Source organism: Virgisporangium ochraceum (assembly GCF_016863655.1).
GTDB lineage: Bacteria > Actinomycetota > Actinomycetes > Mycobacteriales > Micromonosporaceae > Virgisporangium > Virgisporangium ochraceum.
Genome location: NZ_BOPH01000025.1, coordinates 19,810 through 38,533, shown reverse-complemented (window position 1 = coordinate 38,533; position 18,724 = coordinate 19,810). Strand labels below are relative to the sequence as shown.

The following is an 18,724-nucleotide window of genomic DNA, read 5'->3' as shown; positions in this document are numbered from 1 at the left end:
TCGGCCGAGTGGAACTGGGAACCGGCGGATCATCCCCATGAGCCGCCGGAACCGCGGATGCTACTGGTCGCGGAGGATTCGACCCTGCGCGTCGGTACCGCCCTTGACCAGGATCAGGATGCCGTCGATGAGCGGCCACAGGCCACCCAGACCACAGGTGAGCCACGTGGCCGCGATCTGTCCGATCGCCATGCCGGTGTGGCCCGTGTAGAAGCGTCCGGCGCCGAAGCCGCCCAGGAGGATGCCCAGCAGGCCGGCGACCAGCTTGCTCTTGTCGGAAACTTGCCCGGCGTAGCCGCCGCCAGGTGGTGGATACATGCTCACGGCCGCACACCCTAGCAACAGCGGGTTGTCAGCGGTGCCCCCACCAGGGCTTCGTTAGATCACAAATTTGCTACCGGCTGGTTCGCCACGGGTCCTAAGGCTGCATACGGGATGGTTTGCGCTCGGTGCCCGACCTTTCGCCGCCCTTGACCTGGGCGGCCGGTGGCCTCTTTGGCCTGTTTGGACTGGGCGGCCCCCTTGACCTGGGCGGCCTGTGGCCTCGAGCCGGCGCCGTGCCGGCTCGAGGCTGCCGTCAGCTCGTGGTCGGGAGGTCGCTCGGCTCGGTCTCGGCGTCGAAGGCCGGCAGGCTCGACTGGCGACCGATCGCCGTGGCGGCGACCCAGCCCAGGGCGGCACCGGCGGCGACAGCCGCGAAGACCAGTGCCCACGGCCTGCTCGGGCTGCGCCCGGCCAGGGCGTCGAGGGCGTTGCCGGCGCGGCGCCACGCCTCGTCCTTCGCCGAACCGACCCGGTCACCCGTGTCGACCACCAGGTCGCCGGTGCGGTCGCGGGCCGACTCCCAGGTGGAGACGAGGGCGTCCCAGGCGTCCTCGGCGATCTCCTGTGCCTTTGCGGTCTTGCTGGTGCGTCCGAACATGGCGACCTCCGTGCTCGCGATTCTCGTCCCGTGTGTCCCCGCCAACCCTATGGCCGCGGCGACGGCCGTGCCGTCCAGAACCGTACCCGGACCCGCGTGATTCGAATCAATGCCGCTCCGGCACGGGATTGTCAGGCGGCGACGAGCGTGGTACGCGCCAGGGTCAACGCCTCCGCGAGGGCTCCGATGCTCGACGGTCGCCGGCGCGGGTCCATGGACAGGGCGCTGGTGATCACGGCGTCGACGGCCGACGGGAAACCGCTTACCGCGGCGCGGATGGGCGGGTTCGGCGCCGGTCCGGCGCGGCGGCCGGTGAGCGTGTGGTAGATCAGCGCCGCCACCTGGTAGATGTCGGTCGCCGGTCCGGGCCGTCGACCGGTGACACCCATGCGCGGGTCCGCCGGCTCCACCTGCTCCGGTGCGCGGTATCCGTCGGGACCCTCGCCCGGCGCCGCGCGGAAACCGGCCAGGCCGAGGTCGCGGGGGGTGCCGATGCGGTACCGGTCGAGCAGCAGCACCGTGTCGGGGCTCAGGGCGCGGTGGGCGTATCCGAGGCGGTGCAGGTCGCCGAGGGCGCCGCACAACGCCGTTGCGGCCGCCAGGGCGGCCGCCGCGGTCAGCCGGTCGAGCGGTCGCCGGCCCGGCCCGTACCCGTCGCGCCACGCCGGGGCGGTGGCCAACGTGGTGACGAGCGTGGTGCGCCCACCGTCGTCGTGGCGCCCGACGAGATGGGGCAGCCCGTACGCACCGTCCATGGTGGACAGAAGGTCGGCCTGCGCACCCAGCCCGTCACGCAGCTGTGCGCCGTGGCGGCTCAGCCGCCGCAGCACCACCTGGCGCAACCGCACGCGGACGCCGGCCGCCACGGTGGTGGCGATCGGGGTCGCGTCGGCCTCCCTCCACACCCAGGACCGGTCGGTCGCGGTGCGCTCCTCGACCTGCTGTCGCAGGAGGAACGCGTACTCGCCGAGCAGGACCTCCGCACCAGCGGTCCACCGACGTTCGTGAATCGTGCGTTCGTGAATCGTGCCCAACCGGGTCGACACGGGCACCTCCGCCTGGCTCTGGGCGTTCAGGTACCAAGAGCGTGCCAGAACAGTGGGTCCACACAAACGCTCCGCCGATGAATGAATGCCCGGCGCTCAGTCACGCCTGCTGACGCACGCGCGTTGGAGTGCGGACCGCGCGTCCTCGAGGTCGCGGAGGAGCGCCGGGTCGTATGCCCTACCGGGCCGCAGACGCAGGAAACCGATGGCGGTGAGCACGGGGTCGATACGCGGGGAAAGCGCTTGCTGCGCGGGATCCGCGCTCGGAGTGGCAGTGGGTGTTCCGCCGCCTGTCACTGCGCCTCCTGTCACCGCGCTGCCTGGTGAAGCGCTGCCTGGTGAAGCGCTGCCTGGTGAAGTGCTGCCTGGTGAAGTGCTGCCTGGTGGAGTGCCGCCTGGCACGTTCACCTTGTCGCGGACCGCTGCCAACTGCTCGGCGCGCTGGCGCAGGAACGGATACGCCCGCGCGGGCAGGCGCTCCGCGCCGGTGTTCTCGTACGTGAACCGTCCCAGCGACAGCACCGGGTCGGCCACCTCCCGGCACGGCCCCGCCGGGAAAGCGCTGGCCGCGGGCAGTTCGAGCGGCGGGCGACGCGGCCCGTCGACGGCGGCCGCCACGACGACCACCACGGCGGCGACGACCGTCAGAACGACGCCGACGGTGCGGACCTTCACGGCGACGGCGCGGACCTTCATGGAGACCTCCGACGTGGGATGGCCCCCGACGTCCACGGTGGACGCCGGGGGCCGGGGACTCACTGCGTGTTGACAGCCACCGTGTTCGGCAGCGCCACGTAGGGGAAGCGCTGCCGGAACGGCACGTTGTTGGCGTTCACGCCGTCACCGAGACCGTCGACGGCGGCCGGGTGACCCGGAAGCAGCACGCCCTCGGCGGCCTGCAGGGTCACGTCGAGCGCGTCGTCGGCGAGCCGGCGTCCGTTCGGGAAGCCGGCGAGGTCGCCGCCGACCACACCGAGCCGGTTGGGGTCGGCGCTCGGCGCGATCGACATGTTGAGGCGCAGCTGCTCGCTCGGGCGGAACCTGGCCGGGTCCACGTCCTTGTTCAGCCGTTGCGAGTTGAGGTCCGCCTGCACCGGTCCACACGCCTTGCAGAACCCGGTGAGGAAGGCCTGCACCAGGTCGTTCCGGGGTGTCGCCGGTGCCGGGATCATGTACAGCTGCTGCACCAGGCGGGGCACCTCGGGGTTCGTCACGAAGGGCAGGAACTTCGCGTCGTCCTGCGGCTTCGTGGCGTTGAACTCGTCCTTGCGTCCGACCGGGATCACGACCTCGTTCACCAGCGGCATCCCCAGGCGCGAGACCTGCTGGTGGCCGCCGGACATGAGGCGCGTGTTATCGGGCAGCACGACCTCGACGCGCTGCCGCGACGTGGTGCTCCACACGCCGATCACCGGGTTGCGCGTCGGGTCACCCTTCAACGCCAGGTCGGTCTTCGGCACGCGGAGCGCGATCGTGTTGACGTTGTAGCCCTTGACCGTGTCCTGCCCGATCTCGCTGAGGTCGCCCCCGTACAGGAGGTCGAACACGCGCAGGTCGAGGAAGAACGGGTCGTCGGCCTGGCCGGCGAAGCTGCGTCCCTTGCTTCCGAACGGCCTGATCGCCGCGTCGGAGACCGTGCCGTAGTTCGGGAACGACGCGGGTCCGGTGAACGACGGTGCGGCCGGCGCGTCGTCGAGCAGCTTCGTCGTTCCCGACGGCGTGATCCGCTCCAGGTCGTAGAACTGCCGGAAGTTCAGGTCGGGGTCGTCGAGGCTGGTCACCGGGCCGGTGTTGTAGAGGAACGTGTTCTTGTTGCGGTAGCGGTCCTCGAACGTCCACCGGTAGGTGATGTCCGGCCGGGCGTCGCCGTCGCTGTCGATGTTGATGTCGTAGGCGACCTGGGTGGCCCAGGCGTAGAAGTTGGGGCCGCCGTTGGGTTCCTGCAGCGGCACCCAGTTGGCCACCAGCGTCACCGTGTCGGGCGCGTCCGGGCTCACGAACGCGTAGACGTCGGTGTTGTCGAGCCTCGGCTCACCGGCGACCAGGGGCGCCTCGCGATGACTGGACGCCAGCGAGGACCCCGGTCCCAGGGTCGTGAGGCCGGCACCGGTGACCGCCACCGCGAATGCGGCGGCGAGCACGCGTTGTCGGGCCGGCCGACGGATTGTGGACATGGAACTCCCATCGTGGGCTGGGTGGTACGGCGGCGCGACGGGCGCACCGTCGACCGCTCGTTCGCCCGTACCGCCGGTGGCGGACGGAGATCCGGTGCCACGTTGGCCCATCGGGGCGAAAATCCGGGTCCGACCCATCCGGCCGGCCACCCGCGCCGAACCTCTCCCGAACACGTGCGTCGGGGAAGGGGTGAATGCGATGCGCAGGGTTATGGTCATCGTCGGGCTCGTGGCGGCGCTGCTCGCCGTCGGCGGCATCGCGCTGCGTCCGTCGCGGCCGGCTGCCGTCGGCGGGGAGCCGGCCGCGACCCCGGTGTCCACAGTGGACGAGATCGCCCGGTCGATCGAGGCGGCGCGTGCCCGGCTCGACCGGCTGCCCGGTGACTGGATCACCTGGGCGAACCTCGGCCTGGCGTACGTGCAGCAGGCGCGGGTCAGCGGCGACCCGTCGAACTACGCGCGGGCCGAGGAGGCGCTGAACCGGTCGCTGGCGGTGCGTCCCGCCACCGACAACGCCGTGGCGCTGGCCGGCCACGGTGCGCTCGCCGCCGCGCGGCACGACTTCGCGGCCGCGCTCGACTACGGCAACCGGTCGCTGGCGATCGACGGGTACCGGGCGGCCACCCACGGCGTCGTGGCCGACGCGCTGGTGGAGCTGGGCCGGTACGAGGAGGCGTTCGAGGCCATCCAGAAGATGGTCGACCTTCGTCCGGACACCTCGTCGTACGCGCGGGCGTCCTACTCCTTCGAGCTGCGCGGCGACATCGTGAACGCCCGCGACGTGATGCGGCGCGCCCTCGACGCGGCCACCGGACCGACCGACGCCGCGTTCGCCCTGGAGCACCTGGCCGGGCTGGCATTCGACAACGGTGACGCGGACACGGCGATGTCCACAGTGGACGAGGGGCTTCGCCGCCTGCCCGGACACCCGCCGCTGCTCGCGTTGCGCGGCCGGATCCTGGCGGCGAAGGGGGACACGGCCGGTGCGGTCGCCGCGTACACGGCGTCGCTGGCCAAGCTGCCGCAACCCGGACCGGCCGCCGAGCTCGGCGACCTCCTCGCGTCCACCGGCGACCGGGCCGGCGCCCAACGCCAGTACGACCTTGTGCGCGCGACCTCGGCCTTGCTGAAGGCCGACGGGGTCGACGTCGACTCGGAACTCGCCGTGTTCGCCGCCGACCATGGAGACGTGCCCGGAGCGGTGGCCGCCGCGCGGTCGGCCTACGGGCGGCATCCGTCGATCGCGGTGTCGGACGCGCTGGCGTGGTCGCTGCACATGGCGGGGCAGGACTCCGAGGCGCTGCCCTACGCCGATCGGGCGCTGCGCCTCGGTACCCGTAACGCGTTGATGTACTACCACCGGGGCGTGATCCGGGCCGCGCTGGGCGACAGGGCGGGTGCCAGGGCCGACCTGTCGATGGCGCTGTCCATCAACCCGCACTTCTCGGTGCGGCACGCTCCCGAGGCGTCCAGGATTCTCGGGACCCTGTAGCGACGGCGGTGACGCACGGGCCGGCCCGGTGTGGGCCGGCCCTTTGCGTTTGTATCCGGCCGGTTCGTAGCCGTCGGCGATGCGGATTGGTCGATGACGTGCATCCGACAACGCCGAGATTTCACCAATCATTGTGAACCGCCGGCCCGAATGTACGTGTGCAAGCTGCTGAATCTCCGGGAGGAACCCCATGACAGCGCACAAGACCCGCCGGTTGCCGGCGGCGATCGGCGCACTCGGCCTGGTGCTGGCCGGCGCGCTGGTCGGCCTCGGCCCCGGCACCTCGGTGGCGTCGAGCCACCGCGAGGCCCCGCTGATCGCGGCCGATCCAGCCGTCGACAACACGGACGTGTACGCGTTCGTGAGCCCCGAGCGGCCCGACTACGTCTCGTTCATCGCGAACTTCCAGCCGTTCTCCGAGCCCAACGGCGGGCCGAACTTCTACCCGTTCGCCACCGACGCCGTCTATATGGTCAATGTGGACAGTGACGGCGACGCCAAGGCCGACGCCATCTTCCGGTGGACCTTCAAGAACATCGACAAGCGCGGCGGCAACACGTTCCTGTACAACAACGGCCCGGTGACGTCGATCGACGACGAGAACCTGCTGTTCCGCCAGACCTACACGCTGGAGTCGTCGTTCAACGGCGAGCCGTTCAAGACCCGGATCACCGACGCTCCGGTCGCCCCGTCGCGGGTCGGGCTGAAGTCGATGCCGGACTACAACGCGCTGCGGCAGCAGGCGGTCAAGCAGCTCAACGGTGGCTGGAACATCTTCGCCGGCCAGGCCGACGACCCGTTCTTCCTCGACCTGCGGGTCTTCGACCTGCTGTACGGCGGCGACCTGAGCGAGACCGGTCAGGACACCGTCGCCGGATACAACGTGAACACGATCGCGCTGCAGGTCCCGTTCAAGGATGTCGCCCTGAAGGGTGACGCGAAGCGCAACCCGGTGATCGGCGTGTGGAGCACGACCGAGCGCAACCGGGTGCGGGTCAGCGGCGCGTCGTCCGGCGTCACGGGCGACCGCGTTCAGGTCTCGCGTCTCGGCAACCCTCTGGTGAACGAGGTCGTCGTGCCGGCGAACCTGAAGGACGCGTTCAACTCCATCAAGCCCGACCAGGACGCGAAGGTCCAGGCGGTCGTCAACCGGGTCACCGATCCCGAGCTGGCACGGCTGATCGAGCTGCTGTACGGCGTCAAGGCACCGGCGACGCCGCGCAACGACCTGGTCGAGATCTTCCTGACCGGCATCACCACCAAGGCGAACGGTCCGATCCAGGCCGACCTCAACTCGCAGCTGAACAACATGGACGTCAACCCGCAGAAGTTCGTTCCCTCCGAGCAGCTGCGGCTCAACCTCGGGATCGCGCCCGCCGCGCAACCGAACCGGCTCGGTGTGCTCGCCCAGGACCTGCAGGGCTTCCCGAACGGTCGCCGGCTCACCGACGACGTCGTCGACATCGAGATCCAGGCCGTCGTCGGCGCTGCCCAAAGTGGACAGTTGGTCCAGGCGCTCGCCGCCGGTGACAAGGTCGACGCGAACGACAACCAGTTCGGCGACACGTTCCCGTACCTCGCGCTGCCGAACGTGGGCGCCGTGAACAAGGGCGGTGGCACCTCGGGCGCCGCTGCCGCCGGCGGCGCCCCTGCCGCTCCCGGTGGCGCTCCGGCCGGCGCCGACCCGTCGGGCTCGCCCGCGGCGGCGGCGCCCGGTGACACCGGTGACCTGACGAACGTCGCCGCGGTCACCACCGGCGGCGTGGGGATCCTCGCGGTCCTCGCGGCCCTCGGGTTCTTCCTCTGGTTCAAGCGGCGGCGTCCGCGCGCCGCGCTCGTCCCCGACTCCGGCTCGTCCGACTGACCTACCGATCGCGGGGTGGCGCCATCGGCGCCACCCCGCTCCCACAACGCTTATGGGGGACGACGATGAAGCGCATCCTGGCCATCGGTGCCACCGGTCTGGGACTGGGGACGGGGCTGGTACTGGTGACGCCGGGCGGGCCGGCGGCGGCACATCCGATCAACAACTTCTCGGTCAACCAGCTCCACTCGTTGACGTTGCGCGCGGACCGGATCGACCTCCGCGCGACGGTGGACATCGCCGAGCTGCCGACCGTGCAGGAGAAGTCCACTGTGGACACCTCCGGCGACGGGACCGCCGACGACGCCGAGCGGCAGGCGTACGCCGAGCGGGCCTGCACCGAGCTAAGCGGCAGGCTCGACGTGGCGGTCGACAGCGACCGGCTCAAGTGGTCGCTGAAGCGGCCGACATTCATCTACCAGGCCGGGTCGGCGGGGCTGCCGACCAGCCGCCTCGAATGCGAACTGACCGCGCCGGCGGATCTGTCCCGCTCCCGCGTGGTCCGCCTGGACAACCGGTACATGCTCGACCGGGTGGGCTGGCGCGAGATCACCGCCGTCGGCGACGGAGTGCGGCTGGTCGACCCGCCGGTGCCGGCGGTCAGTCGCAGCGGGGGAGACCTGCGGTCGTACCCAGAGCAGCTGCTGTCCTCGCCGCCGGACGTGCGGTCGGCGGTGCTCCGGGTCACCCCGGGCGCCTCGACCCCGGTCGCCGTCGGGTCCACTGGGGACAGTCAGTCCGATGGTTCATGGGTGACCCGGCTCGTGAGCGCCGGGGAGCGGCAGCTGAACGCGTTCCTGGGGGAGCGCGGGCAGGGCCCGCTGATCGGCCTGCTGGCCGTGCTGCTGGCCCTGACCCTCGGCGCCGCGCACGCGGCCCTGCCGGGGCACGGCAAGACCATCATGGCGGCGTACCTGGCGGGCCGTCGCGGCCGGGCCCGCGACGCCGTGGCGGTCGGTGGCGTGGTGACCGCGACCCACACCGGTGGCGTGCTCGTGGTGGGCCTGCTGCTGACGACGTTCGCGGGGCTGGTCGGCGAGGCGGTGCTGGGCTGGTTGGGCGTCGCGAGTGGGACCCTGGTGGTCGGCGTCGGTGTGGCGATGCTGGTCGGCCTGCGACGCAAAGGGAGCGGTCACGGATGGCTGAACGGCCACGGGCACTCGCACTCCCACCCCCACGGCGGCGGACGCGGCTCGTCCCACGACAACCGCGTGCGCACCGACGAGCACGGGCACGACGGTCACTCGCGCGACGGTCACTCGCACGACCATTCCCACGGTGACCACTCGCACGACGGCCATTCGCACGACGGCCATTCGCACGGTCACTCGCACGGTGAGCACCCGCACGGTGAGCACTCGCACGGTGAACACTCGCACGGACATCGGCACGACGAGCGCCGCCCCAGCCGTCTCGGTATCGCCGGCATCGGTATCGCCGGCGGCCTGGTGCCCAGCCCGTCCGCCCTGATCGTGCTCCTCGGCGCGATCGCCCTCGGCCGTACCTGGTTCGGGGTCCTGCTGGTGCTGGCCTACGGCGTGGGCATGGCCGGGACCCTGACCGCGGCGGGCCTGGCCCTGGTCGGCCTGCAGCGCCGCTGGGAGACCCGGACCCGCTGGCGCGGCGAGCGCGGGAAAGCGCTTGCCGTCAGGCTCGCCCGGGTGATGCCGTCGGCGACGGGGTCACTGGTCCTGATCGTGGGCGTCGGACTGGTCGGACGGGCGGCCGCCACCCTCATCTGAGCGCCGGCGCGCCGATATTGCGTTGTCGACCGTTGGCGCCACTCCTACCGTCTGCCCCATGGGGCGCACCATCATCGTCGGCGACATCCACGGCTGTTACGCCGAACTGCGCGAGCTGCTCGCGAAGGTGGCCCTCCGGCCCGACGATCTGCTCATCAGCGTCGGCGACCTGGTCGACCGTGGCCCGTCATCCGGCGAGGTGGTCGGGCTGTTCCGGGAGCGCCCGAACTCGGTCGTGGTGATGGGCAACCACGAACGCAAGCACGTGCGGGGCATCTTCTCCTACGCGCAGGAGATCACCCGCCTTCAGCTCGGTGACCGGTACGCCGAGACCGTCGACTGGATGCGGACGCTGCCGTACTACTTCGAGAACGAGCAGGTCCGCGTCGTCCACGCCGCGATGGTGTCCGGGGTACCGCTGGCCGGGCAGAACCCGTCCGTCCTCTGCGGATCGACGAGCGGCGAACGCGAACTCGCCGCGCTGTTCCCGCACGGTCACTGGCACGACCACTACACCGATGCCCAGCCGGTCGTCTTCGGTCACCACGTCACCGGCCGCGAGCCGCTGGTGCGCGACGGCCGCGTCTTCGGCCTCGACACCGGGGCCTGCCACGGCTGGAACCTCACCGCGTTGTCCCTGCCGGACTTCACCATCCACGCGGTCGCGGCACACGCCGACCACTGGTCGGTCGTCCGGCGCCAGTGGCAGCTGCCGGTTCTCCAGGGCAGGCCGTGGCGCGACCTCACGTGGTCCCAGCTCGACGAGCTGGTCATCCGGTTCTCGACAGCCGATCCCGCCAGCGTGGAATGGCTGGTAGCCGTCCGCGACTGGGCCGCGGAGCTGCGGAGCTCTCTGCCGACGCTCGTGACGGCCGCGCAGCGCGTAGCCTCCGATTCGACCGTCGACGACCTGCGACGCCACCCGGCCGCACCGGTGCTGTTCCAGGCGCGCAACGGTCGGCTCGACGCAGCCGCGATCGCCCGGCGCTGCGGCACACCCCGCGCGACGACCGACCTGGCCGCCGCCCTGGGGCTCGCGCTACCCGGTCTGCCCGACTGAGCCGGCGCCCGACTCCACCGTCGGACCCGAGAGGAAAGCGCTTACCGCCGGTGCGAGAGTGTCCGCCGGGACACCGTGCCACTCGCCGGGCAGGCTCCTCGCCGTCGCGTTCGGAAGCAGGGCGGCCGCGGTGGCTGCCATGCCCGTCAGGTCGTCGCTGCTGCCGGTGCTGTCGAGCACGAGTGTGTGCGTCCGCACGCGACGCAGCAGGTCCGCGTCGGTGGCCTCGCTGAGCATGCTGTCGTAGACGAGCGTCGACGCGACGGAGACCATGGCGTCCCAGTGTGCGGTGCCGCGCATGCCGGCGAGGACGTCGTCGGGTATGCCGATGCCGGCGAGAAAGAACTCCACCGCGTCCGCGCCCGAACGCGCCGACAGGTGCGCGGTGAACTCCCGTTGCGCGGCGGTGCCCTCCGGCGACCCCGGTTCGATCGGCGGCTCCATGAGGACGAGGTGGCGCACCGGTAACCCGGCCGCCGACGCGTGCAGGGCGACCAGGCACCCGGACGAGAACCCGTACAGCGCGGCGGAACCACCCGACACGTCGATCAGGGCGGCCACGTCCTCCACCTCCCTGTGCGGGGCGTAGGGCGGCGTGTCGGTGCTGTCGCCGCGTCCCCGTCGGTCGTAACGGACGACGGTGAAGTCCTTCGCGAGCCGGTCCGCCAGTCCGCCCAACGCACTGTTCGCACGGAAGTGCCCGGCCGCGTCGATGAGGATCACCGTGGGACCGGACCCGGCGCGCTCGTACGCGATGCGCGTGCCGTCGCGGGAGCTGACGGTATACATGAACTGAACAGTACAGTACAGTTTGGCGGTGCGGAAAGAGCGGAAACGTCAGACGATCCTCGCCGCCGCCCTCGACGAGTTCCTGGAAAACGGTTTCCTGGGTGCGGGCATGGACCGCGTGGCAGCCCGGGCCGGGGCCTCGAAGGTCACCGTGTACGCCCACTTCGCCGACAAGCAGACGCTCTTCGACGCGGTCTGCGCCGAGGCGATCGCCGCGGCCGAACGGGCCGGGTCCGAGCGCGTCGAGGCGCTCGCCGCGTCCACGGACCTGCCGCGGGACCTGCGCGCCTTCGCCCGCGAGCACATCGCCGGCGTGACCGCACCCCATCTGGTCCAGCTGCGCCGCATGATCATCGGTGAGGCGCGACGCTTTCCCGACCTCGCCCGCGCCTGGCACCGCGGCGCGCCCGAACGCGGTCACGCGACGCTGGCCCGGATCATCACGCGGCTGTCCGAACGCGGACTCGTGCGCGCGCCCGACCCGTTGCTCGCCGCGCAGCACCTGAACTACCTGATCCTGTCGATCCCGTTGAACGAGGCGATGTTCGCCGTGCGCGAGGACCACGATGGGACCGAGCTGAGGCGCTGGGCCGACGAGGCGGTGCGCGTCTGGCTGGCCGCGTACGGGACCGGCCAGTCGACTTTCTGATCGCATCCCTGCTCACGGGCGTTGTAGCGTTCACGCCCATGCGTACCGCCTCCTCCGTCGCGTCGGCGACGACCGACACCCTGCCCGGGGTCGAGATCCGCGTTGCCCGGCACTACGAGGGGCCTCCGGGGATGACGAACGGCGGCTGGGCCTGCGGCCTGGCCGCCGGCCTGCTGACCGGGCCCGACACGCCGCCGGGCACCGCCGTGGAGGTGACACTGCGCGCACCCGTTCCGCTGGACACGCCGATCCGTGGCGAACGGTCCGGGGACAGCGCTTTCCTCGTAGGCGTGGACCCAGCCGGTGACGGCGCTTCCCCAGCCGGTCCGGACCGGTCCGGTGACGGCGCGCTGGTCCAGGCGAGGCTGCTGACCGCCGAGGAGCGCGCCGCTCTCGTTCCGCCGCCCGCGTTCGTCCCGCTGGCCGCCGCCCGCCACGCCGGCTCGCCGGACGTGTGCGTGCGGACCCCGTTCCCGACCTGCTACGTGTGCGGCCCCGACCGGGAGGGCGGCCTCCACATCACGATCGGCCCCGTCGCGACGGGCGGATCCGGCGGAGGCGGTGCTGTGGCGACGGGTGGCTCCGCCGGTGTCGGTGCTGCCGCCTTCGCCGGGGTCTGGGCTCCGCCGTCCGCGCTCGGCGACCTGCCCCTGCGCTACCTCTGGGCCGCTCTCGACTGCCCGACCGGCCTCGTGCACCTCACCGGCGGCGGGAAAGCGCTTCTCGGACGCCTGACCATGGTGCCGCACCGCGCGCCGGTCCGCGGTGAACCGCTCGTCGTGGTCGCCGCCGCGACCGGGTCCGACCGCCGCAAGCGCTTTGCCACAGCCGCGCTCTACACACCGGACGCAGAGCTGGTGGCGCAGAGTGTGGCCACCTGGATCACGATCTGAGCGGTCCCGGAAAGCGCTTGCCGCCCCCGCGCCCGGCCCGGACGCCTTCGCCTCGGCCACCGAGCGGACCGGACCGACCGCACCTAGCATCGGCTCCATGACCGACGAACGACCGTGGACCGAGCTCACCGCCACCGTGCTCGGCGCACCCGACGCACGCGAACTGGCCCGGTTCTACTGTGGACTGTTGGGCTACGAGATCCGCACCAACGAGTCCGACTGGGTGACGATCGGCCCGCCGGGCGGCGGCACGCGGCTGTCCTTCCAGACGGAGGAGCACCACGTCCGGCCGGTGTGGCCGGGTCGCCCGGGAGATCAGCAGATGCAGTTGCACCTCGACATCGAGGTACGCGACCTGCACGCGGCCGGCGAGCACGCCCGCGCGCTGGGCGCGACGCTGGCCGAGTTCCAGCCACAGAAGGACGTCCGGGTCTGGCTCGACCCGGCCGGCCACCCGTTCTGCCTGTGGGTCAGCGAGTAGCGGCCCACGAGGCCGACGCGGAGCGCCGCACAATCGAGGCCCGCGCGCAGCGGTCGCCGCGCACGGGCCGCGCCGTAAGACAGGCCGCGCCGTAAGACAGGCCGCGCCGCATGACGGGTCGCGCCGCATGACGGGTCGCGCCGCATGACGGGTCGCGCCGCATGACGGGTCGCGCCGCATGACGGGCTGCGCCGTAGGGGCGGGCCACGCCGTACGGGCGGGCCACGCCGCATGACGGCCACGCCGCAAGACGGGCCGCTCAGGCGACCTCCTGCCACCACCCGTCGACCGCTGGCGGGTCCGCAACGTCGACCCGCTGGCCTGGCCGCGGCACGGTCAGGCGCACGCCCCGCGCCTTCGCCTCCCGCCACACCCGGTCGGCCGGTTCGGCCCAGTCGTGCAGGGCCAGGTTGAACGTGGCCCAGTGCAGGGGGATCAGCACGTCACCGCGGAGGTCGACGTGGGCGGCCACGCCCTCCTCGGGGGTCATGTGGATATCCGGCCAGGCGTCGCCGTACGCGCCGATCTGCATCAACGTCGCGTTGAAGGGGCCGTGCTCGGCGCCGATGGCGGCGTAGCCGTCGAAGTAGCCCGAGTCGCCGGTGTAGAAGATCTTCGCGGACCGGCCGGCCAGGACCCAGGACGCCCACAGCGTCCGGTTGCGGCTGAACCCCCGGCCGGAGAAGTGGCGGGCGGCGGTCGCGATGAACGTGAGACCACCGATCTCGGCGCGGTCGTTCCAGTCGAGCTCGATGACCCGGTCGGCCGGGATGCCCCACCGCCGCAGGTGGGCGCCCACACCGAGCGGCACCAGGAACGGCGCGTCGTGCTCGCGGGCCAGCGTGCGCACCGTCGGGAGGTCGAGGTGGTCGTAGTGGTCGTGGGAGATCACGATCGCGTCGAGCGCCGGCAGCATGCCCAGCGGGACCGGCGGCGGGTGCAGGCGCCGCGGCCCGACGAGCCGGGAGGGAGAGCACCGCTCACTCCAGACCGGGTCGAACAGCACCCGGCGACCGTCCATCTCGATCAGCGCGGAGGAGTGCCCGTACCAGGTGACGTACGCGCCGTCGGGGTCGGGGGCGTCGAGATCGGTGGTGCGCAGCGGCACCGCACCGGTCGGGTGCCGCTTCTGCTTGCCGAACAGCATCTCCCGGGCGATCCGGCCGGCCGCGCCCGGTGGCACGAGCGCGGCCGGAACCGTGTTGTGGAAAACGCCTTCCCGGAACTGGGGCGAGCCCGCGACGCGGGGATCGTCGTCGAGGCGCCTGCGCTCGCCGAACGACTCGACGACCTCCCGCAACGCCCACGCCGTGGCCGCCGCCAGTGCGCCACCGGCGGCGACCCCGGCAACCAGCCGCCATCTTGTTGCCATCCGCCGCGCCCCCTCGAGATCTGCGAACACCCGGTGGTCCAGTGTGCCCGATCCGGCTGAGCGGCAGCTGAGTGCGTCACCTTAGAGTTGTATCGCCTTCACCTGGGTGAACTCGAGCACACCGTACGGGCCCAGCTCGCGGCCGTGGCCGGACTGCTTGTACCCGCCGAACGGTGCCAACGGGTTGAACGCCGCGCCGTTGATCTCCACCTGCCCCGTGCGCAGCCGGCGGGCCACGCGGACAGCCCTTTCCCGGTCACCCGACCAGACCCCGCCGGCGAGGCCGTACTCGGTGTCGTTGGCCAGCCGGACGGCGTCGTCCTCGTCCTCGTAGGGGATGAGCACGAGCACCGGGCCGAAGATCTCCTCGCGGGCGATGGTCATGTCGGGGGTGACGTCGCTGAAGACCGTCGGTTGGACGAAGTAGCCGCGCGGCTGGTCCGCGGGCGGCTCGGCGCCGCCGCACACCAGCCGGGCGCCCTCCGCCGGTCCGCGGGCGATGTACTCCCGGACCCGGTCGCGCTGCACCGCCGACACCAGCGGCCCGAGCCGCGTGTCGCCGGCGAACGGGTCACCGACGCGGACCTGTCCGGCGACAGCGGCGGCGATCCGCTCGACCGCCGGCAGGCTCGCCCGGGGGACCAGCATGCGCGTGAGCGCGGAGCACGTCTGTCCCGAGTTGATGTAGCACTTGGCGATGCCGTCGGCGACGGCCCGCTCGAGGTCGGCGTCGTCGAGGATGATGTTCGCCGACTTGCCGCCGAGTTCGAGCGCCACCTTCTTGACCGTGGCCGCCGCGACCTCGCTCACCCGCCGACCGGCCCGCGTCGACCCGGTGAACGAGATCATGTCGACGCCCGGGTGCGCGGAAAGCGCTTCCCCGGCGACGGGGCCGTAGCCGGTCACGAGGTTGAAGACACCCGGCGGAAGCCCGACCTCGGCCATGATCTCGGCAAGGACGAACGCGGTCAGCGGCGCCACCTCGCTCGGCTTCACCACGACCGTGCACCCGGCGGCCAGCGCCGGTGCGACCTTCGCGGCGACCTGATGCAGCGGATAGTTCCACGGCGTGATCGCACCCACGACACCGACCGGCTCCCGCACGATCAGCGAGTTGCCGAGCCGCTCCTCCCACGGCAGGTCGTCGACGAGCCGCTCGACCGCCGCGAACGACACCACCGGCAACGCCGTCTGTACGCCCATCGCGAACGGCAGCGGCGAGCCCATCTCGCGCGCGATGAGGTCGGCCAGTTCCCCTTGGCGTTCCTGGAGTTTCAGCGACACCGCGGTGCAGAACGCGACCCGGTCGGCCAACGGCGTCGCGGCCCATCCGTCGAACGCCACCCGCGCCGCGGCGACCGCGCGGTCGACGTCCTCGGCCGTTCCGGCCGGCACCCGCGCCATGACCTCCTCGGTGGTCGGGTTCACCACGTCGATGGTCTCGCCGCTCGCGGGGCGCACCCATTCGCCGTTCAGGAAAAGGCTTTCCCGATCGACGAGAGTTTGAGTGGACGTCATGAGCGGGCCACCTCCTCCGTGCGGGCGCCCAGGGAGGCCGCGATGTTCTCCGCGGTCCGGGACGCCAGGGCCATGATCGTGATCATCGGGTTGGTACCGGACGGGGTCGGGAACGCCGACGCGTCGCCGATCCACAGGCCCGGAGTGTCGTGCACCTCGCCGCGCGGATCGGCGACGCTGGTGGCCGGGTCGTCGCCCATGCGGCAGCTGCCCATCTGGTGCGCCGAGAACAGCGTCGCCCCACCGCCGCGCAGCGGGATCCGTTGCACCCGCGCGATGAACGCCTCGAGGTCGTCGCCGTACCGCCATGACGGCCGGCCGGCGGCGAGCACCTGGATGCCCCGCGCACCCGCGGCGTGGTGGAGCCGGATCTGCGCGGCAAGCGCTTTCCGCATCATCCGCACGTCGCGTTCGTCGGTCATCGAGTACCACGGCACCGTGCCGCCGTTGGCGTCGAGCGTCACCCGGCCGTGTCCGTGGTCGCGCACCAGGCCGATGAACGACGCCGAGTTGCGGTAGTCGGTCATCGCCTCCTTGTGCGCGAGACCGGTGGTGAACGGGACGGACGACGCGCCGAGCCCGGTCGTGTACTGCACACCCTCGACGAGGAAGCCGTACCCGTCCTCGACGTTGGCGAACTCGTTGACCAGCCCGGCGTGCGGCGCACCCCACCACGCCTTCAGGTCGGTGCCGTAGTCGCCCATGGTGACCGTGCACGGGTGCAGCCGCAGGTAGTCCCCGACGGCCGGTCCACCGATGCCGGAGCGGAGCAGGATCACGGGGGACTCCAGCGCACCCGCGGCGATCACCACGACCGGCGCGCGCACGGTCACGGTCGCGGAGGCGCTGCCGTCCTCCGCCAACCACCGGCCGGTGACCCCGGCGGCCCGACCCCCCTCGACGAGCACGCGCTCGACGTGGCAACCGTCGACGACGCGGGTTCCGTGCGCGGCGACAGCCGGTTCCAGATAGACCTTCAGCGTCGACCGCTTCGCCCCCGACTGGTCGCCGAAGCCGAGGTAGCCGGCCATCGCCGGGTCGTGCCGCGACTCGTCCCAGTTGCGGTTGACAGTCGCGAACGACCATCCCAGCGCCTCCGCACCGCGACGCATGGCCTGCTGCGGCCCGTTGAGCTCGGAGCACTTGTCGGTGACCGACAGCTCCTGCCACACCGCGTCGAGGTGCCGGTCGAAGGCCTCGGTGGCGACGTCGGACAGGCCGTGCTCGGCGGCCCACTGCCGGCGCACCCAGTCCTTGGTGCGCAGGCAGTTCGTCCAGTTGATGACCGTGCCGCCGCCCAGGCCGCTGCCCGCCATCACCGTGACGTTGAGGTCGCCGGTCGGGGTGGGGCTGCCTCGCCAGTACGAGTTGAGGTAGGCGAACACCTCCAGTTGGGCGAAGTCGGCTTCGTTCCGGTAGCGGCCGGCCTCGAGCACCACCACGTTCGCGCCCGCGTCGGCGAGGCGTCCCGCGATCAGGCCACCGCCCGCTCCGGACCCGACCACCACCACGTCGGCGGTGAGGTCGAGGTCGGCGCCGGTCGGTCGCAGCGGCTGGAAAGCCTTTTCCCGCGCCGGTGGCGGTGAGATCGGACCCGGATAGCCGAGATGGGCCCAGTTCGGGTTGCCGCCCGAGCCGTCCGGCATGCCGTAGGTGACGAAGAGGATCAGGCTGATCAGCGACCGGATCCCGGCCGCGGCCAGCGTCGACGCGAGGGACAGCGTCGCCAGGATCTGTTCGCGCGACTCCTGGGAGGCGCCGACGAAGCCCTGGCTTCCGAGGACGTCGAGCAGCCCGCCGAGCGCGGCCCGCTGCTCGGCCGGCATGGTCGACAACACGAACAGGACACCGCCGTCGGCACCGACGTCGGTGGCCGTGCGACCCCAGAACCCGTCGGGGTCGTCGGGCCGGTCGATCGCGGGGACCACAGTGTCGCAGAGGGCGCGGAGCACCCCGGTCTGGTTCTCGGTGAGGATGTCGGTCACGGGCGGATCCTCCCTGTGGGCAGGCGGCGCCGTAGCCGGACGGACCGCCTGGCGGGGCAGCGTCGCGATTGGCGCAGTCTAGGCCCACAGAGACAGGTTTCAACACCCTCAGTGCACGTAGATCCGCTCAGCGGAAAGCGCTTACCGCACGAAGCGGAGGGTCACCACGTGCAGCGCGAACAGCGCGAAGCCGACGAGCAGCGGCGCGGTGACCGGCACCAGAAACGCGATCGCCGCCGTCAGCGCGACTACGCCGGCCGTCGCCAGCGCCGCGCCGGGTGCCTGGCGGGCCGCGGCGAACGCCCATTTCGACGCGGCCCGCCAGGAGTCTCCGGACGCACGGCCCAGCCGCACGGTGGTGAGGGCGGCCAGCGCCGCGAGGGTGGCCGCCAGCACCACGGTCGCCGCCAGGACGACCGTGCCGCCGGGCACGCGTCCGCTCGACAGCACCGCGACGTCGACGGCCAGTAGGGCGGCGACGGCCAGGACCACGACGGTCGCCACCGCCCCGGGTGCCAACGCGCGCCGGAACACGCGCCACAGGTCCACAAAGGACGGAACGCGGTCGCCGTCGACGACGTGTCGCACGGCCACCGAACCCGCCCGCACCGCGGCACCGGCGGTCAGCAGGGGCAGGGATGCCACCGTGACCCCGATACCGATCAGCGCGAGGTCGGCGGCGACGGTGAGCCCTTCCCGCCAGTCGGTCCGGGGCCGTGCGGCACGTTCGGCCATGG

At 71.9% G+C, this 18,724-nt stretch carries 17 protein-coding genes; 7 read left to right on the top strand and 10 right to left on the bottom strand.

The window, feature by feature from the left end; genetic code table 11:
• Positions 1-60: 60 nt before the first annotated feature.
• The 5 genes from Voc01_RS11665 to Voc01_RS11645 form a co-directional block, all read right to left on the bottom strand.
• Positions 61-318 (bottom strand): NINE protein, encoded by a 258-nt coding sequence (locus tag Voc01_RS11665; RefSeq protein ID WP_203927404.1) that lies wholly within the window; start codon positions 316-318, stop codon positions 61-63.
• Between the two features lie 259 nt (positions 319-577).
• The gene (locus Voc01_RS11660) at positions 578-922 is read right to left on the bottom strand and encodes a hypothetical protein (protein WP_203927367.1); all 345 of its coding nucleotides are present in this window, start codon (positions 920-922) and stop codon (positions 578-580) included.
• Positions 923-1,053: 131 nt separating this feature from the next.
• Positions 1,054-1,968, bottom strand: a complete 915-nt coding sequence (locus Voc01_RS11655; RefSeq protein ID WP_203927366.1) for a protein kinase family protein — start codon at positions 1,966-1,968, stop codon at positions 1,054-1,056.
• Positions 1,969-2,064: 96 nt separating this feature from the next.
• Positions 2,065-2,664: a hypothetical protein gene (locus tag Voc01_RS11650; RefSeq protein ID WP_203927365.1), complete on the bottom strand. Its 600-nt coding sequence runs from the start codon at positions 2,662-2,664 to the stop codon at positions 2,065-2,067.
• Positions 2,665-2,723: 59 nt separating this feature from the next.
• Complete coding sequence (locus tag Voc01_RS11645; protein ID WP_203927364.1) at positions 2,724-4,142, bottom strand: DUF4331 domain-containing protein; 1,419 nt, start codon at positions 4,140-4,142, stop codon at positions 2,724-2,726.
• Between the two features lie 199 nt (positions 4,143-4,341).
• Here Voc01_RS11645 and Voc01_RS11640 point away from each other — a divergent pair, with 199 nt between their 5' ends.
• The 4 genes from Voc01_RS11640 to Voc01_RS11625 all read left to right on the top strand — a co-directional run bounded on the left by Voc01_RS11640 (position 4,342) and on the right by Voc01_RS11625 (position 10,300).
• Positions 4,342-5,634 (top strand): tetratricopeptide repeat protein, encoded by a 1,293-nt coding sequence (locus Voc01_RS11640; protein WP_203927363.1) that lies wholly within the window; start codon positions 4,342-4,344, stop codon positions 5,632-5,634.
• 190 nt (positions 5,635-5,824) lie between these two features.
• On the top strand, positions 5,825-7,498 hold the full coding sequence (locus tag Voc01_RS11635; protein ID WP_203927362.1) for a DUF4331 domain-containing protein: 1,674 nt from the start codon (positions 5,825-5,827) through the stop codon (positions 7,496-7,498).
• 65 nt (positions 7,499-7,563) lie between these two features.
• A complete protein-coding gene (locus Voc01_RS11630; RefSeq protein ID WP_203927361.1) occupies positions 7,564-9,240 on the top strand; it encodes a sulfite exporter TauE/SafE family protein in 1,677 nt (558 codons plus the stop codon).
• 58 nt (positions 9,241-9,298) lie between these two features.
• On the top strand, positions 9,299-10,300 hold the full coding sequence (locus Voc01_RS11625; protein ID WP_203927360.1) for a metallophosphoesterase family protein: 1,002 nt from the start codon (positions 9,299-9,301) through the stop codon (positions 10,298-10,300).
• Here the strand turns inward: Voc01_RS11625 and Voc01_RS11620 are convergent.
• Positions 10,280-11,089, bottom strand: coding sequence for an alpha/beta fold hydrolase (locus Voc01_RS11620; RefSeq protein ID WP_203927359.1), 810 nt, complete (start codon positions 11,087-11,089; stop codon positions 10,280-10,282). The two genes, Voc01_RS11625 and Voc01_RS11620, sit on opposite strands and share 21 nt — an antisense overlap.
• A 28-nt stretch (positions 11,090-11,117) precedes the next feature.
• Here Voc01_RS11620 and Voc01_RS11615 point away from each other — a divergent pair, with 28 nt between their 5' ends.
• The 3 genes from Voc01_RS11615 to Voc01_RS11605 all read left to right on the top strand — a co-directional run bounded on the left by Voc01_RS11615 (position 11,118) and on the right by Voc01_RS11605 (position 13,112).
• Positions 11,118-11,738 carry a TetR/AcrR family transcriptional regulator gene (locus tag Voc01_RS11615; RefSeq protein WP_203927358.1) on the top strand — a complete coding sequence of 207 codons (621 nt, stop codon included), beginning with the start codon at positions 11,118-11,120 and terminating at the stop codon, positions 11,736-11,738.
• A 38-nt stretch (positions 11,739-11,776) separates the two neighbouring features.
• Positions 11,777-12,631, top strand: coding sequence for a hypothetical protein (locus tag Voc01_RS11610; protein WP_203927357.1), 855 nt, complete (start codon positions 11,777-11,779; stop codon positions 12,629-12,631).
• 97 nt (positions 12,632-12,728) lie between these two features.
• Positions 12,729-13,112: a VOC family protein gene (locus Voc01_RS11605; protein ID WP_203927356.1), complete on the top strand. Its 384-nt coding sequence runs from the start codon at positions 12,729-12,731 to the stop codon at positions 13,110-13,112.
• Positions 13,113-13,371: 259 nt separating this feature from the next.
• Here Voc01_RS11605 and Voc01_RS11600 read toward each other — a convergent pair whose 3' ends face one another.
• The 4 genes from Voc01_RS11600 to Voc01_RS11585 form a co-directional block, all read right to left on the bottom strand.
• On the bottom strand, positions 13,372-14,484 hold the full coding sequence (locus tag Voc01_RS11600; RefSeq protein WP_203927355.1) for an MBL fold metallo-hydrolase: 1,113 nt from the start codon (positions 14,482-14,484) through the stop codon (positions 13,372-13,374).
• Between the two features lie 81 nt (positions 14,485-14,565).
• A complete protein-coding gene (locus tag Voc01_RS11595; RefSeq protein WP_203927354.1) occupies positions 14,566-16,002 on the bottom strand; it encodes an aldehyde dehydrogenase family protein in 1,437 nt (478 codons plus the stop codon).
• Positions 15,999-17,987: a GMC family oxidoreductase N-terminal domain-containing protein gene (locus Voc01_RS11590; protein WP_203927353.1), complete on the bottom strand. Its 1,989-nt coding sequence runs from the start codon at positions 17,985-17,987 to the stop codon at positions 15,999-16,001. The genes Voc01_RS11595 and Voc01_RS11590 overlap by 4 nt, the downstream gene beginning before the upstream one ends.
• Before the next feature lie 141 nt (positions 17,988-18,128).
• Complete coding sequence (locus Voc01_RS11585) at positions 18,129-18,722, bottom strand: DUF624 domain-containing protein (RefSeq protein ID WP_203927352.1); 594 nt, start codon at positions 18,720-18,722, stop codon at positions 18,129-18,131.
• Positions 18,723-18,724: the final 2 nt, after the last annotated feature.

Coding starts and splice junctions, on each gene's coding strand:
- Voc01_RS11595 (WP_203927354.1), bottom strand. CDS start 16,002: ATGACGTCCACTCAAACTCTCGTCGATCGGGAAAGCCTTTTCCTGAAC.
- Voc01_RS11645 (WP_203927364.1), bottom strand. CDS start 4,142: ATGTCCACAATCCGTCGGCCGGCCCGACAACGCGTGCTCGCCGCCGCA.
- Voc01_RS11605 (WP_203927356.1), top strand. CDS start 12,729: ATGACCGACGAACGACCGTGGACCGAGCTCACCGCCACCGTGCTCGGC.
- Voc01_RS11640 (WP_203927363.1), top strand. CDS start 4,342: ATGCGCAGGGTTATGGTCATCGTCGGGCTCGTGGCGGCGCTGCTCGCC.
- Voc01_RS11630 (WP_203927361.1), top strand. CDS start 7,564: ATGAAGCGCATCCTGGCCATCGGTGCCACCGGTCTGGGACTGGGGACG.
- Voc01_RS11610 (WP_203927357.1), top strand. CDS start 11,777: ATGCGTACCGCCTCCTCCGTCGCGTCGGCGACGACCGACACCCTGCCC.
- Voc01_RS11635 (WP_203927362.1), top strand. CDS start 5,825: ATGACAGCGCACAAGACCCGCCGGTTGCCGGCGGCGATCGGCGCACTC.
- Voc01_RS11600 (WP_203927355.1), bottom strand. CDS start 14,484: ATGGCAACAAGATGGCGGCTGGTTGCCGGGGTCGCCGCCGGTGGCGCA.
- Voc01_RS11650 (WP_203927365.1), bottom strand. CDS start 2,664: ATGAAGGTCCGCGCCGTCGCCGTGAAGGTCCGCACCGTCGGCGTCGTT.
- Voc01_RS11660 (WP_203927367.1), bottom strand. CDS start 922: ATGTTCGGACGCACCAGCAAGACCGCAAAGGCACAGGAGATCGCCGAG.
- Voc01_RS11585 (WP_203927352.1), bottom strand. CDS start 18,722: ATGGCCGAACGTGCCGCACGGCCCCGGACCGACTGGCGGGAAGGGCTC.
- Voc01_RS11665 (WP_203927404.1), bottom strand. CDS start 318: ATGTATCCACCACCTGGCGGCGGCTACGCCGGGCAAGTTTCCGACAAG.
- Voc01_RS11625 (WP_203927360.1), top strand. CDS start 9,299: ATGGGGCGCACCATCATCGTCGGCGACATCCACGGCTGTTACGCCGAA.
- Voc01_RS11620 (WP_203927359.1), bottom strand. CDS start 11,089: ATGTATACCGTCAGCTCCCGCGACGGCACGCGCATCGCGTACGAGCGC.